Origin of the sequence: Robiginitalea myxolifaciens, assembly GCF_900115205.1 — a bacterium.
GTDB lineage: Bacteria > Bacteroidota > Bacteroidia > Flavobacteriales > Flavobacteriaceae > Robiginitalea > Robiginitalea myxolifaciens.
Map to the genome: position 1 here is coordinate 223067 of NZ_FOYQ01000002.1, position 14724 is coordinate 237790.

The window sequence follows — 14724 nt, forward strand, 5'->3', positions numbered from 1 at the left end:
CGCTTTTTTGTTTGTTTTATATCGGGATTAGTCTAATCTGTCGAAAACAAATCAGAAGACAGATAACGATCACCTCTGTCACAGACAATGGAAACGATATAGCCCGAGTCCAGGGTTTCTGCAAGCTTCAAGGCCGCGGCTGCTGCACCGCCACTGCTCATGCCTGCAAATATTCCCTCTTCCCTGGCCAATCTTCTGGCCATTGCCTTCGCCTCCGATTCTGAGACCTCCAAAATGGTATCCACACGGGGTGGTTCGTAAATTTTAGGCAGGTAAGCTTCAGGCCATTTACGGATCCCTGGGATACTCGATCCTTCGTTGGGTTGCACCCCGATTATCCGAACATCCTCGGACTGTTCTTTCAGATACCTGCTGGTGCCCATAATGGTTCCAGTAGTGCCCATGGACGATACAAAATGCGTCACTTTCCCTTTGGAATCTGCCCAGATCTCAGGCCCCGTGGTTTTATAGTGCGCCTTCCAGTTATCCGGGTTGCCAAACTGATTGAGCATAAAGTAGCCATCTTTGTCCCTGCGCTTTTCGGCATAATCCCGCGCGCCTTCAATCCCGTCACTGGCAGGGGTCAATACTACTTCGGCGCCAAAGGCACGCATGGTATCGACGCGTTCCTGCGTGGCATTTTCAGGCATCACCAGAACCATCCTGAGTTTGTAAAGGCTGGCAATCATGGCCAGGGCTATTCCGGTATTACCGCTCGTCGCTTCAATCAGCGGGATATCCTCGTTGATATCCCCGCGTTCCAGGGCGGCGCTAATCATGTTGTAGGCTGCCCTGTCCTTAACGCTTCCTCCCGGATTCTGACCTTCGAGTTTAAAGTAGAGGGATACGCCTTCTTTTTGACATAATGCCCGGGATTTAACCAGGGGAGTGTTGCCAATGAGTCCTTCGATGTTATTCGACATTTGCCCGGGTTTTAATAACGATTTCCGGACTGTGAAAGACCTTGGAATACGGGGGTACCGACTCGGTTAACCAGGCATTACCGCCTATAACGGAATTCGCTCCTATAACCGTGCTTCCCCCTAGAATAGTGGCATTGGCATAAATGGTAACATTATCCTCAATAGTGGGGTGTCTTTTAGTACGTTGCAGGCTTTTTGCTACATACAAGGCGCCCAGGGTTACCCCCTGATAAACTTTTACGTTGTTGTGTATTTCCGCCGTTTCACCAATGACTACCCCGGTGGCGTGGTCAATGAAAAAGGAGTCGCCGATCTTGGCGCCCGGGTGAATGTCTACTCCGGTTTGCCGATGCGCATATTCGGTCATTAAGCGGGGAACCAGGGGAAAACCAAAACTGAAGAGTTCATGGGCCAGGCGGTAAATGGCTATAGCGTAAAAACCAGGATACGCCATGTACACCTCTTCGATAGAAAGGCTAGCCGGGTCGCAGTTTACAATAGCCTGGGCGTCCATGTTCAGGCGTCTGAGAATGTCCGGAAGCAGATCCAGATACTGATCCCATAGCTTTTTGCATTGCAAATCGGGATCCCAGCACGCGAGTTCTACTAATTCCTCAAACTCCCTTTCCAGAACGTTCATGTTCTCTGCAACAGGCGTTTCCTGATCAAATAAGGTTAGAAATAACCGGTCTGTAAAGGCTTCGGTACGATGTTTCAGCCGAAACTTCAGACCGGGATTGTTTTTATGTTCGAGTATCGCTCGGGTAATTTTGCTCCTATCCATCGTAATTGGCTTACTTCAAATGTAGGTATTATAGGGAAGGCGGGGTTTGATATTTGCGTAACTTTAGCATTCGTCTTCAGGCCCGAATCCCGCATTTAGTCGGGCAAAGTCCAATAAAATATCATTTATTATGGGAGCCATTAAACTGGATAAAGCATTGCTTAGCTTTTTAAAAGATTTGAAAGAGAACAACAACCGCCCCTGGTTCGAAGCGCACAAGTCTCAGTTCAAGGATCACCAGACGGCAATGAAGCAATGGTTGGAACAGCTCATCACAAAAATGAACGCTCACGATCAGATCGAAAAGTACAAGCTATTCAGGATCTACCGCGACGTTCGGTTTTCAAAGGATAAAACACCCTATAAACCGCATTTTGCCGCTTCTTTTGCCCGGGAAGGAGCCGCCCGGAGAGGCGGGTACTATTTGCGGGTGCGCCCCGGAGAGTCCTTTATGGCTGCAGGGTTCTGGGATCCCAATAAGGACGACCTGTTACGCATTCGGAAAGAACTCGAATTAGATGCCCAGGAGTTTCGGGAAACTATTGAAGCTAAAACGCTCAAGGAAAGCTGGGGTACACTGCAGGGCGATGCTGTTAAAACTGCACCTAAGGGATTCGACAAAGAGCATCCGGATATTGACCTGATTCGCCACAAGCAGTTTATATTCGTTCGTGAGTTATCGGATAAAGAAGTGACTGCCCCGGGTTTTATGGATCAGGTAGACCAAAACTTTAGAGCGATAAGGCCCTGGTTCGATCTAATGAGCGACATCCTGACCACGGATCTTAACGGGGTTTCACTGCTCGAATCCTGAGAATTCCAGTCAGGCCAATAGCTTCTATATCCGACTATACCGGGAGATGATCCTGCAATAACTGCAGCTGGCTCTTTAACCTTTCCATTACCATCCGCATCATTCGTTTATTGAGGCGGGAGGAATTCAGGATATAGTTTTCGTATTCCGGGACGGTAAACTGTCCGATGATCATACCCTTCAGGCTATTGCGAAATTTAATATCCTTCTGGATAGCATTCTCGATATAATTCAATTGCTTCTCCGGATTCAGGGTAAAAAAGTGCCCCTTGTGCTTAACCACGTAATTCCGAAAAGCCACTAGAAGTAGCTCGTTTTGAAATTTGATTATGGGTCTTAGGGTATGGTTTTGAAAGTGCTCTTCGTCAGAACTCTCTTCCCGGCCAGCGGCAAGCTGAATTACCGGCCGGATAGCTTTTAAAGCCTCACTACGGGTGTCCATGGTGGAGTTTTAATTAAAGGTAGGGATATTGGAACATGCTCCGCTACTTGACCTCGGCAGTTGTCAACGGCTTTATGAACAGCAACAATGCAGTCTAGAAGAGGTAAGTGATCAGGCTCAATGCCAGCAATATTAGGATTTTGACGAAAGTGTACACGATTAGCTTGTTTTTGGTTACCCTGAAATTAGGGAATTGAAAGCTGTCCCTTGGGCATTTTAGCAAAACTTTAAAACCACTCTGGCGTTTTTTAGGAATATCTTAATTCTTTTCGGGAAATAGCTCCTGGGTATCCGTATTCAACTGGGTTGAAATATCTTTGGGTAAAGCTCGGAGACATGCGATTTAATACGAGGAAATGGGTAAAGCCCGAAGATCTAAACGCCAATGGCACCCTCTTTGGCGGGCGGCTGCTGTCATGGATCGACGAAGAAGCCGTACTCTACAGCATTATTCAGTTGGAGAATAAGCGGGTGGTCACCAAATACATGTCCGAGATAAACTTCCTGAGCACAGCAGAAGCAGGAGATATCGTGGAAATCGGGATCGAAGTTGTTCGTTTTGGCACTTCCTCCCTGACGTTAAAGTGTGAAGCGCGCAACAAGATGACCCAGGAAAGTATCGTTACCGTGGATCAGCTGATCATGGTTAACCTGAATGAGGCCGGCAAGGCCACTCCCCACGGCAAGACACAAATCGAATATGTGACTGACCGCCTTGCCAGGGAAGGGGGAGAAGCTTCAAAAAAGTCGTAAACAGCGCCGAATTTTACTTCTGGCTTTGGGCATAGGCTTGGACATCATCCAGGACTCGCAAGAGGTTTTCGCCCCAAAGTTTAGCGATTTCCTCCTCGGTATAGCCCCTGGCTACTAATTCTTTGGTTACGTTCAGCGTTTCTGAAGCATCGGACCAACCAACAATTCCGCCTCCACCGTCAAAATCTGAACTTATACCGACATGGTCAATTCCAATTAAATCGACCAAATAGTCAATGTGATCTACAAAGTCGGATACATCCACTCCAGGGGGAGCGTCGGGAGATTGCTCTGCAAGTTCATCGGCAGCAGCGCGAATTCTGGGCCAGTTGGCAAACATGGCCTGGCGTTGCTCAGGCGTAAGGCTCGCAAACTGGGAGCGATCGTACCACTCCAAATCCAGGGAATCCGCTACTTTTTTACGGAGTTCTGTTAGAAATTCGGCCCGGGCTGCGCTTTTCTCTTCGTTCAGGTAGGAGGCAAATGCAACAGTCTGGATAACCCCGCCATTTTCTTTCAATGCCATTAATAATTCGTCGTCCATATTACGGCTGTGATTACATAGCGCACGGGCCGAGGAATGCGACGCAATTACGGGAGCTTGAGATAATTCCAGCATCTGCATATTCGCTTCTTTGGAAGGATGCGAAAGGTCTATCATAATGCCCAGTCGGTTCATTTCGGCAACGGCTTGTTTGCCCAATTCACTTAAGCCATTATGCAGCCAAACCGAATCGGCTTCCCCGGTATTGGAATCTGAAAACTGGCTATGCCCGTTGTGCGCCAGGGAAACATATCGGGCGCCCATTTCATAATACCGTTCAAAATTTGCGATATCCTCGCCCATTGGATAAGCGTTTTCCACGCCGATCATGGCTACTTTCCGCCCGGAAGCATGTATTTCCCGAACCTCCTGTGAAGTTGTGGCAAGACCGATTTGATCCGGGGCAAATTCCTCGCAAAGCCGGTGTATGGCCTCGAATTTGGACAGGGCATTTTCGGAGGCTTTCTGGTAGCCTTCGGCTGTCAGGGTATCCTGCCCAGTGTAGACGATTAACCAGGCTACATCCAATCCACCTTCCTCCATCTTGGGAAGGTTTATCTGCGTATTGAGTCGTTGGGTATAATTCACGCTATCCGTGAAATTGGCAACATTGATATCGTCGTGGGTGTCAATGGTAATGACCCTGGAGTGAATTTCCTGTGCCAGGACATCGGGATCCTGTGCTTCAGGCTCCTTTTTTTCGGCACATTGACAGCATAATACAAGCAGGAGGAAAAGTGAGAATAATCGCATGATTTTAAGTTTAGACCTACAATTTAGGCAGATTGACAACACTATAAGGAAGATAGGGAACATTTAATTGTCAGAAGGCATGTAGAATGGGATTTTTAGAGCTATAAAAACCCCTGATTTTCTGCTTTTAGCAGTCACCACTCCGATATGCCCTCTAAATCTCGTGTCTTATTAGACCAACTAGCCAACCTGAAAGAGACCCTCGAAGGGTTTTCGTTTGAAAACCTCAGTAGCGAGCAAGCCCTGAATCTGAAGCAGACCTTCGACACCTTCAGGCAACAGCTCGAATCGCGTCTCTGGCTTCCCAATAGTTTTGATACACCAGCCATTAAACGGACCGGACAGGCCTCAGCAACTGAAACCAATGCCGATTCCAGGCAAAATCAGCAGGATTCTGACTTTTTGATCTCCATGGTGAGCCATGAAGTCCGCACGCCATTGAATGGAATTACCGGATTCGCGGATTTGCTCTGTGAGAGTGATCTCAATGCAACGCAGCGGCAATATGCCGAATCGATACGTGCCGCATCGGCGACCATGCTCGATATAGTAAATGCCCTAATGGATTATTCCAGGGCCCGGGAAGGCAATGATATTCCGGCTTTAGTGCCCTTTTCGCCAGAACAGGTGCTCAGGGAAGTAGCATACCTGGCGCAGACCCTGATTGTGGATCGGGAACTCAAATTCGAAATGCACCTTCCCAAAGACCTTCCAGGTAGGCTATTTGGCGATCCATCCAGATTATCGCAAATAGTGATGAACCTTTTGGGCAATGCCATAAAATTCACCCCTAAGGGTAAAATATCCCTGACCATAGACCACGTAACCACGGCAACGCATTGTGAATTGGTTTGCGCGGTAAAGGATACCGGCGTAGGGATTCCCAAGCAAGCTCTGGATACTATTTTTAAGCCTTATTCCAAGGTAAAAGGGCGTGAGCAAGTTAGTGGCGAGGGACTCGGCCTGGGCCTTAGCCTTGTTCAATATTGGATCCACGAACAGGGAGGTGAGATCACTGTTCAAAGTGAACTGGAGAAAGGCAGCACTTTTGAATTTAATCTGCCCTATGAATTAGCCACGGATATCCCGTTAACGGAAACGGTATCAGGTGTTGAACAGGAACAAATCACCAGTTTGGAAGGACTGCGTATCCTGATTTTTGAGGATAACCCGCTGAATATGAAATTGGCCGAAACCCGACTCTCCCAATGGGGGTGCCAGGTAATACCTGCCTTTTCTGCCCGCGAAGGATTGCTGCGCCTGGATTCTGAGAATTTTGATCTTGTCCTTATGGACCTGCATATGCCGGAAATGGATGGATTTCAGGTAAGTCGCCTGATACGCCGGCACCAGCGCAAAGACATAAAGCACTTGCCCATTATTGCCGTTACCGCGGACATCACCCCGGAAGTACACGAGGGTATCGTTGGCGCCGGGATCAATGATCTTATCGGGAAACCTTTTTCGCCCGCTGTCCTGGCCGATAAAATATTACAAAACCTACGTGAGGAAGCGCTCGTTTCCGAGTTGTTGGAACATCCTGAAAGCGCAGGTGCTCAGGAAATCCCCTGTCTGAATTTGGAAGGACTTTGGCAAGAATGCAATGGGGACAAGGAGATGTTCACGGAAATTGTGCGCTTGTTTAACAATGGCGTCCTGGAATTCCTCGGTGGACTGAAATTGCATACAAAAACGGCCGATTATAAGGGAATCCGCGATGCGGCGCATAAAGTAAAAGCAGGACTTAAGATGGTCGCTGCGGAACTTTGGATCAAACAGGTGGAAGAAATTCACGACCTGGCCCGGAAATCCCATGAAATTGCGCGAATCCGAGGCTTATACGAAGCGCTGCTTGCCGATTATCCAAGGATTGAAACAGCCCTGGAACAGGAGATGAAAGAATACCAAAACAAAAGCTAGCGATGGATCAGAAACACATACTGCTGGCAGAAGACGACGAAATGTTGGCGACCCTGCTCAAGTACCGGCTCGAAAAGGCCGGTTTTGCCGTTGAAGTAGCCCGTGATGGGAGAGAGGTTCGTGAGGCACTGAAAACGAACAGGCCCGATATACTCGTCTGTGATATCATGATGCCTTACTACACGGGCATCGAGACCGTGGATTACGTGAGAAAGGAATTGCAGGATAACCTTCCGATTATCATGCTTTCAACGGCCGGAAACGAAACCAACGTATTGAATGCCTTTGAGTTAGGGGCAGACGATTTTATTGCAAAACCTGTAAGCCCATCTGAATTGGTGGTGCGGATAAACCGATTGTTGATTAAAACACGCGCTTGAGTATAAACTGGCTAACATACCTGCCTGTATCATTCATTGATCCCCCGAAGATCCATACGTCTTTGGTCTGGGATCTCGCCATTTTATTCGCGGTACTTTCCGGAGTTTATTTCCTGGTAATCTTCTTGCTTCGAAGCCGTATTATCCGACGCAATAAGACTATTCGGGAATTGAAGCTGGAAATCGCTCCCATGATCAGCAATTTCCTGTTTTTTGAACAGGATACCAATCGGGAGGAGCGGGAAGAATATATCACCATGAAACTGGATATCCGGGAACGCTTGAAGGATCCCGCCAGCCGAATGGTCATGACCCAGGTATTGCTCGACCTTCGAAAAGATGTTTCCGGTGACGCCCGGGATCGGGTATTTGCACTTTATCAGGACCTTGGCCTGGACCGGGATGCATTTGCAAAGCTTAAGAGCTGGCGCTGGGAAAGGGTATCCCAGGGGATTCTTGACCTCACAGAAATGCGCGTAGACCGCGCATACCCCTATATTCGAAAATTTATCAACGATCGCCGCAGTGTGATCCGTAAGCAAGCCCAGTTGGCATCCGTTACCCTGAGGGCAGAGGGGATTACCTATTTCCTGGATACGGCCAAGTACCGAATTTCCGAATGGCAACAGTTGAAACTACTGGAATTACTCCAGCGTCGCGAAGCCTTTGATCCGCCACGATTTAAGGCTTGGCTTACTTCTGAAAACAGCGATGTTGTTCTCTTTGCCCTCAGGCTAATCAGGCACTACCGCCAAACCGACGCAGAAGCAGGGTTAATTGCACTGTTAAAGCACCGCAATAGCGAGATTAAAAACGCAAGCCTGGAATGTATCCGGGATTTTTGCTTTTCATCGGCCAAGCCGGCCCTTAAAGAGGTTTTCAGGCATTCTGGTGAAGAAAGCAGGATTCTGATACTCGATGCTTTAGCGCAGGTAGGGGAGGACTCCGATATGGAATTTGTGTCAGGCATTGCCGCAAAGGACAAAAGCTTCATTGTACGATCCAAAGCGAAATCAGTAATGAATTCCATAGCCCCGGATAGTGCGCTACCAGAATTTGCCCGCATTGATACTGAACAAGCTGTAGAAGAAAAACTACCCGAGGAGGTTGTTGAGAGTGAGACCGAACCGGTTGCTAAGCGGGAGTCCGAGATGGTCGCTGAGAGCGAGACCGAAGCAATTGCTGAAAAGGAGACCCAATCATATGGAGAAGAATTGCTTGAAATTGAGGTAAGTGAACCTATTGATTTGCAGGCAACCACCGAAACGGAAGAGACGAATTTGCTTGCAGAGGAACCTGACGCTGAAGAGGAAGTCCATCCTACTGTCTTTGACCTGGATGAGCTGTTAGCCCGGGCAGACCACGAATTTACCGATGAGGAATTGGAGATTTTCGACGTTTGTCTCTGGGAAGAACTGGACGATATCCTGAGTGATCTGGAACCTCAGCCTAATCTTCAATATCTGCCCCTTGATTTTCTTCCCATTGTACAGGATACCGCGGTGGCGCCGGCGGCGACCAGCAAAGCGGTACAGGCCAAAGACTGGATCGATCTGAATTTCCTCCCGGAGGTCGTGAGCGAAAAAGAGGAAGTGCGTCTAACGGAGCCTGTTGAGGACGAGCTACTCGATATTCAATTTACACCAGAATTGGAAGCCCGTGAGAATGCTGGTGAACCCAGCGAACCTTCGGCAGACCCTTACTCAAAGGATCCCGAAGACACAGGTGTAAACGCTTTGCCGGAGGATGCCGAGAATTCCTTGCTTGCCTATTTTGAATGGGATAGCGAGATCCTTCCTCCTGAAAATAAGGAAGCGATAGCCCCCGAAGATCTCAAGGATTTGGAGGTGGCTTATGAACTGGAGCGCACCGAAGAAGATACTCCCGGGATTTCCATTTTCCAGGAATATTTTGAGCAGTACGATACGGAATCTCAGTTAATCCTGCTTGAAGAAATTCCTGGGGTAGGTGGCACTAAAGAGCTGCATTTATTACAGAAATTGAGTAAAACTGCTCCGGAACCAGTTCGATCTAAGGCAACCAAGGCCCTGGACAAATTATCGAAAAGACTCAATGCGTCTGCTCAGAAATCAAATAGCGATTCACAATGATCAATGAGCTGGCCGAAATATTATTGAGGTACCTGGACATTATCTTTTTGTCCTTTACCGTTATCCTGTTCAGCCTGTTTGCTGCGATGGGATATCTGGCCACCCGCAGTTCATTGCACTACCGCAATAAGAATAGCATAGGCGATGTTAGCCGGATAATGGCCTCGCCAATAGCACCAGAAATTACGATTATCGCTCCGGCCCACAATGAGGGAATGACCATTGTGGAAAATGTCCGCTCCCTGCTCTCATTACAGTACACCAACTACCAGGTTATGGTAGTAAATGATGGCAGTAAAGACGACACCCTGGAAAAGGTAATTGCCGCCTATGATATGGAAAAGGTGGGGTGGGAAATCGACCCGGACTGGCCATGTAAAAAGGTACGCGGGATTTACAAATCCAGGCAGCGCTCTTTTGGTAAACTCATGGTGGTCGACAAGGAAAACGGTGGAAAGTCAGACGCCTTAAATGCGGGCATGCATCTTTCCCGAAGCCCTTATGTTGGTTGTATAGACGTGGACTGCCTGCTGCTTCCCGAGTCCTTGTTGCACGTGGTAAAGTCTTTCTATCAGCGTTCCCAGAAGCGCGTCATAGCCGTGGGTGGGGTTATACGGGTAGCTAACTCCTGTGTAATCTCAGGGGGAAAGCTGGAGGAAATCCGATTGCCGAAAAACTGGTTGGCCCGTTTCCAGTTACTGGAATATACCCGGTCGTTTTTGCTGGGGCGTATGGCCTGGGGCCGTATTGACAGCCTTTTGATCATATCCGGAGCTTTCGGCTTTTTTGACCGGGAGATAGCACTTGCCGTAGGTGGATACTCTACGGATACCGTAGGGGAGGACATGGAAATTGTCTTTAAAATGCGCCGGTACATGCACGATCGCAAGATTCCGTATACGGTGGAGTACATTCCGGATCCGCTTTGTTGGACCGAAGTGCCGGAGGATCTGAAAATTTTCAAGAATCAACGCGATCGTTGGGCCAGGGGAAATCTGGAAACGCTTTACAAGCACAAGGATATGTTCCTGAATCCTAAATATGGGCGTTTAGGAATGCTTAGCTACCCGTACTGGTTTTTCTACGAATGGCTGGCTCCGATTCTCGAGTTCGTTGGCTTCTTTTCGGTACTCCTCTTTTGGTATTTAGGGATTATCAATTGGGATTTCTTCGTGGCCATTACCCTGATGGTGTACTGTTTTGCAACCATGTTCTCATTTTACGCCGTACTGTGGGAGGTGTGGTCATACAATCAATACCGGAAGATTAAAGACATTCTCATATTGCTGTTCTGCGGCATGATTGAACCTTTGGTTTTCCACCCTATTGTGGTTTGGTCCGCGATTCGGGGGAATTATAAAAAACTATTTAAAATCCAGGCAGGCTGGGGCTCCCAGGTGCGTAAAGGTTTTGCTAAAGCGTAAGTCATGAAGTGGTTACAACTTTTTAAGGCTAAAAGTGGGCGACGCTTTCTACGGGATTTTATCCGACTGGCTATTGGCTTTACCGGCTGTCTGTTCATTCTAGGGATCTACCAGCAACTCCGTTTATATGAGCAGGGTATCCTCGATGGGATTTTAAACAGCAACCTCATTGTACTGTGTCTGCATCATTTGGGGTTCGCCTCACTTGCAGCCCTTTGTTTTGCACCGATTTTCAACCTTTTGGAACGTTACAAGGCGGGTTGGGGATTCCGCTTTGCGATAATCGGTTTCATGCTCTTATTACTCAACGAATTATACCTCACCCAATATTACCTGGCGAACTATGAACTACCCGGCTGGCCACTAGGGCGTGCCTATGGTTCCCAAAGAGATGGCGGACTGCTTACACTTTTCCTTGCGGGAGGATCCTTATTGGCATTTACCTATCAGTTCCTGTACCGCCAAAGTAAACGCGTTTACCGAATAATCGGGCGGATGTTTCCCATTACCATTATCCTATTCTCCTTCTTTCTTGCAACCCTGCTCAGTGAGAAGCAACCGGTCAATGTGAATAAGAACTACCACGTCATTGCGGAATCCATCCTGGCGATATACAGTACCCCGGAATACAACGGCTCCGATCCATTCCCCCTGTGGAAACCGACGCAGAACCAAGGTAGTTTCACAGAATTGTTTGAATGGGAAGCTACCCCACCAGATGTAATTATCATCGCGGTGGAAGGGCTGAGTTTCGATTTTGTCGGGAGAGAAGCGCCTTTTAGAGGCCTGATGCCCTTTTTGGATTCTCTCAGAGCCCATTCAGCATTTTGGCCGAATACCCTGGCCAATTCAATGGAGTCAGAAAGTGCCCCTGCATTAATTGCCGGTTCATTGCCTCTGGGAAATTCGGGATTTTTTCAGGCCAAGCCCTTACCCCGCCGAAGAACGTTATTTGGGGTATTCAAAGCTTCCGGGTATCGTACTTCCTTTCAATATGGAGGAAACTCTGCAATTCCAGGTTGGGATAAAATGCTTTATGAAGAACGTATCGATGAGATTATCGACCAGAAATCTTTTGGTACCGCCTATGAAAAACAGGAAGATGATGCCGCTGGGAATTCTCTGGGATACCCCGATCACTTGCTTTTTGAACGTTTCCTGAAAACACGGATTAAGGGTGCTTACCCCGAATTCCACTATTTCCAAACCCTGAGCAGTCAAAAACCTTTTGCAATCCCTAATTCCGATCGGTATGAGGAGCGGGTCGAAGATTACCGCCAAAATGGATTGCTCAACCCCCGCCAAACCCGGATGTTGCGCCAGAATAAGGAATTGGCCGCTTCACTGGTTTATGCCGACGAGAGCCTGAAGCAATTTATTTCAGGATTAAAAGCCCTTCCAGGTTACGAGAATACCCTGATCCTGATAACCGGCACCCATAGATCCAGGAGTCTGGCATCTGAAAACGTCCTGGATGCCCATCGGGTTCCCCTAATGATTGTGAGTCAAAATCTAAAGCAACCTGGAGTATATACAAAGACCGTATCCCATGCGGCAATCGCCCCATCACTTTTTGGAGGATTATCTACGGTATATGATTTCGGAAAATTCGAACAAAGCGCCTGGCTTTCAGGTGGGTTACTACCGGATCATCGTTCCGGTGATCAAGCTATGATCCCCCTGTATTCCAGCGCTTCAGGCATTTACGGCTCCTTTAATGGGTCCGTGATCACCAATGGCAGCAAAGCCTGGAAGCAGAAACGAGGGGCGCTTCTGGAGGAAATTAAGGATACTGAACATCTCGGGGAAATTAGCCATCAATACAATTTGCTTCGTGCCGTTGAGGCCTATGTAGTAAAAGAGGATGCCTTAATCCCGGCCGAAGAGGCCATTTTTGAACGGTTGATAGCTCCTCCGACACCTCAGGAATTGATTTGGATTCAAAGTGTTTTTCAGGGGAAAGATTTTGATAACGCCTATAGAACAGCCAGGGAATATGCGATTTCCGGTGATTACAAAAGGGCGCGGCAGTTATGCCGGTATATTTTGAGCGAGGTTCCCGGACATGTAGATAGTGAAATCCTGCTGGGCAGGCTTCACGCCTGGCAGAAAGACTATCCAAAGGCCATGGAAATACTCGAGCAGGTAATCCAGAAACATCCCGTTTATGAAGACGGATATGCAGCCTTGCTCGATGTGTACTATTGGTCAGGGAATACCGAAAAAGCCCGGTACCTGAGGCCTGTTATCCTTCAAAACCTTGGAAATCGAACGGAACTGCTCGAAAAATTACAGCGTGCCGCAACGGCCAGACTCGACAAACCAACCGCTTTAGGCGCAACCCAGGCGGTAACCAAAAATACCTACGAATGAAATTAGTGTTGCGAATTGCGCTTTATGTGATCCTTGGGTTACCCTGCCTGCTTACCGGACAGGAGCAGCCGGTTAAATATGATCCCGACAGGGCCTTTGAATTTGCTCGTCAACTCGCAAATGCCGGTAAATACGGGCCTGCTCAGGACACATTGCAGTCTATCCTCAATGATTTTCCCGAATACAGCGATGTAGAAAACCTCCTGGCTAAAACCTACAGTTGGGAGGGTAAATACGATACGGCCCGTCGCCATTTCAATCGGATTACTTCCCGGGACAGAAAGCAGGTGGAAGTTTGGGAGGCAAGTGTCAGGAATGAAGTTTTTGCCGGGAATCTTTCGCTGGCCATCGGGCTGGCGGGCAAAGGCCTGCATTATATGCCCGGTAATGAACGCCTCCAGGAGTTGCAGCGGCAATTAATTGACCGGGCTTCTAACCCTTCTGCCGAAGAAAACGAAAAACAACTACGGCACTTTATAGCTTTTGACAATGCCGTAGAAGTCTTTGACCAGCAGTTCGAACCAATGGTTTACACACAGCTGGAATACCAGTATGCCGGCGAATGGGGTAAAGTACTTCCCAGACTTAACTACAACTACCGGTTCGAAACCTCGGGAATGCAGTACGAACTCGATGTTTACCCGAAGATCAGTAAACGATTCTCCGGGTACGTCAATTACGGATTCTCCGATTCAGAGATCTTTCCGGCGCATCGGGCTGGGGGAGAGCTATCCTACGAATATAAGGAAGGCCGGGAGGCTTCTTTGGGAATGCGCTACCTGGATTTCAGAACAACTCAAGCTACCTTGGTAACCGGTTCTATGGGCTGGTACTGGGGGAATAATTACCTATCCGCAAGGCCCTTTGTGAGTCTCTTTAAAGATCGTCAACCCGGATTTTCCGGAAACGTGCTCTATCGCAGGTATCTGAAGGATGCCAATACATACCTGGGGCTTAGAGGGATTTATGGTTTCAACCCGGAACTCCGACAATTTCGCTCCGGTGATGTCTTACTGGCCGAAACCCTGCTATTTGTAGAATCCCAGGAGTTACAATTGGAGTATCAGTTTGCGGTAGCCGGTGGGAAGCACCGCTATCGCGCACAACTCGGCGTTAGCCGCCAAGAATTTGTAGCCGAAGCCGGTTCGTTTTTCTGGGTACTTCGAGGGGGAATCCGCTACCAGTTGGGGCTGTAACAATAAACCACTCCGAATTTTACTCTTGCCAACATCTTTGGCCCGTTTCACCACAAATTATTGTGCAGGTCGTTATACTAAAGTAGGTTTAATACTGTTATTATAAGGATCCCAAATCCATTCAACCTGAAGCTAATACCTTAAACTATGCTCTATGATACTTATGGTGAGGAGTATTTAAATTTCCTCCGTGAATTGAATGAAATTCTAAGTTTAAATGAGCTTGCCGAACTTGATTATTTATAGTCAATCCTTACGGTAGCATCCCAAATCTATACCTATGGCCAATTACAATCATGAAAACGCA

The 14724-nt window shown here is 47.9% G+C and carries 12 protein-coding genes; 8 read left to right on the top strand and 4 right to left on the bottom strand.

Going from position 1 to position 14724, the window contains the following annotated elements; all coding sequences use genetic code 11:
• Positions 1-32: 32 nt before the first annotated feature.
• Together cysM and epsC are read right to left on the bottom strand one after the other, a co-directional pair.
• Positions 33-923, bottom strand: a complete 891-nt coding sequence (cysM, locus tag BM318_RS09140; protein ID WP_092982319.1) for a cysteine synthase CysM — start codon at positions 921-923, stop codon at positions 33-35.
• On the bottom strand, positions 913-1707 hold the full coding sequence (gene epsC, locus BM318_RS09145) for a serine O-acetyltransferase EpsC (RefSeq protein WP_092982320.1): 795 nt from the start codon (positions 1705-1707) through the stop codon (positions 913-915). The genes cysM and epsC overlap by 11 nt, the downstream gene beginning before the upstream one ends.
• Before the next feature lie 130 nt (positions 1708-1837).
• On the opposite strand from epsC, the gene BM318_RS09150 reads away from it, so the two are divergent.
• Positions 1838-2521, top strand: a complete 684-nt coding sequence (locus tag BM318_RS09150) for a DUF2461 domain-containing protein (protein ID WP_092982321.1) — start codon at positions 1838-1840, stop codon at positions 2519-2521.
• Positions 2522-2555: 34 nt separating this feature from the next.
• On the opposite strand, the gene BM318_RS09155 is transcribed toward BM318_RS09150, so the two are convergent.
• Positions 2556-2963, bottom strand: coding sequence for a glyoxalase (locus BM318_RS09155; protein ID WP_092982322.1), 408 nt, complete (start codon positions 2961-2963; stop codon positions 2556-2558).
• A gap of 336 nt (positions 2964-3299) precedes the next feature.
• On the opposite strand from BM318_RS09155, the gene BM318_RS09160 reads away from it, so the two are divergent.
• A complete protein-coding gene (locus BM318_RS09160) occupies positions 3300-3716 on the top strand; it encodes an acyl-CoA thioesterase (protein WP_092982323.1) in 417 nt (138 codons plus the stop codon).
• A 13-nt stretch (positions 3717-3729) separates the two neighbouring features.
• Here BM318_RS09160 and BM318_RS09165 read toward each other — a convergent pair whose 3' ends face one another.
• Positions 3730-5013: a dipeptidase gene (locus BM318_RS09165; RefSeq protein ID WP_092982324.1), complete on the bottom strand. Its 1284-nt coding sequence runs from the start codon at positions 5011-5013 to the stop codon at positions 3730-3732.
• Positions 5014-5160: 147 nt separating this feature from the next.
• Here BM318_RS09165 and BM318_RS09170 point away from each other — a divergent pair, with 147 nt between their 5' ends.
• Genes BM318_RS09170 through BM318_RS09195 form a run of 6 tightly spaced genes read left to right on the top strand, consistent with a single transcriptional unit; the run spans position 5161 to position 14417 of the window.
• On the top strand, positions 5161-6933 hold the full coding sequence (locus BM318_RS09170; protein ID WP_092982325.1) for an ATP-binding protein: 1773 nt from the start codon (positions 5161-5163) through the stop codon (positions 6931-6933).
• A 2-nt stretch (positions 6934-6935) separates the two neighbouring features.
• Positions 6936-7313, top strand: coding sequence for a response regulator transcription factor (locus tag BM318_RS09175; RefSeq protein ID WP_092982326.1), 378 nt, complete (start codon positions 6936-6938; stop codon positions 7311-7313).
• Entirely contained in the window at positions 7310-9424 is a 2115-nt protein-coding gene (locus BM318_RS09180; RefSeq protein ID WP_143099951.1) for a HEAT repeat domain-containing protein, read from the top strand. Before BM318_RS09175 ends, BM318_RS09180 begins: the two co-directional genes overlap by 4 nt.
• Positions 9421-10848: a glycosyltransferase family 2 protein gene (locus BM318_RS09185; protein ID WP_092982328.1), complete on the top strand. Its 1428-nt coding sequence runs from the start codon at positions 9421-9423 to the stop codon at positions 10846-10848. Before BM318_RS09180 ends, BM318_RS09185 begins: the two co-directional genes overlap by 4 nt.
• A gap of 3 nt (positions 10849-10851) precedes the next feature.
• Positions 10852-13221 carry a sulfatase-like hydrolase/transferase gene (locus BM318_RS09190; protein ID WP_092982329.1) on the top strand — a complete coding sequence of 790 codons (2370 nt, stop codon included), beginning with the start codon at positions 10852-10854 and terminating at the stop codon, positions 13219-13221.
• Positions 13218-14417, top strand: a complete 1200-nt coding sequence (locus tag BM318_RS09195) for a YaiO family outer membrane beta-barrel protein (RefSeq protein WP_092982330.1) — start codon at positions 13218-13220, stop codon at positions 14415-14417. The genes BM318_RS09190 and BM318_RS09195 overlap by 4 nt, the downstream gene beginning before the upstream one ends.
• Positions 14418-14724 lie beyond the last annotated feature (307 nt).

Coding starts and splice junctions, on each gene's coding strand:
- BM318_RS09150 (WP_092982321.1), top strand. CDS start 1,838: ATGGGAGCCATTAAACTGGATAAAGCATTGCTTAGCTTTTTAAAAGAT.
- BM318_RS09155 (WP_092982322.1), bottom strand. CDS start 2,963: ATGGACACCCGTAGTGAGGCTTTAAAAGCTATCCGGCCGGTAATTCAG.
- epsC (WP_092982320.1), bottom strand. CDS start 1,707: ATGGATAGGAGCAAAATTACCCGAGCGATACTCGAACATAAAAACAAT.
- BM318_RS09185 (WP_092982328.1), top strand. CDS start 9,421: ATGATCAATGAGCTGGCCGAAATATTATTGAGGTACCTGGACATTATC.
- BM318_RS09170 (WP_092982325.1), top strand. CDS start 5,161: ATGCCCTCTAAATCTCGTGTCTTATTAGACCAACTAGCCAACCTGAAA.
- BM318_RS09165 (WP_092982324.1), bottom strand. CDS start 5,013: ATGCGATTATTCTCACTTTTCCTCCTGCTTGTATTATGCTGTCAATGT.
- BM318_RS09160 (WP_092982323.1), top strand. CDS start 3,300: ATGCGATTTAATACGAGGAAATGGGTAAAGCCCGAAGATCTAAACGCC.
- BM318_RS09195 (WP_092982330.1), top strand. CDS start 13,218: ATGAAATTAGTGTTGCGAATTGCGCTTTATGTGATCCTTGGGTTACCC.
- BM318_RS09175 (WP_092982326.1), top strand. CDS start 6,936: ATGGATCAGAAACACATACTGCTGGCAGAAGACGACGAAATGTTGGCG.
- BM318_RS09190 (WP_092982329.1), top strand. CDS start 10,852: ATGAAGTGGTTACAACTTTTTAAGGCTAAAAGTGGGCGACGCTTTCTA.
- cysM (WP_092982319.1), bottom strand. CDS start 923: ATGTCGAATAACATCGAAGGACTCATTGGCAACACTCCCCTGGTTAAA.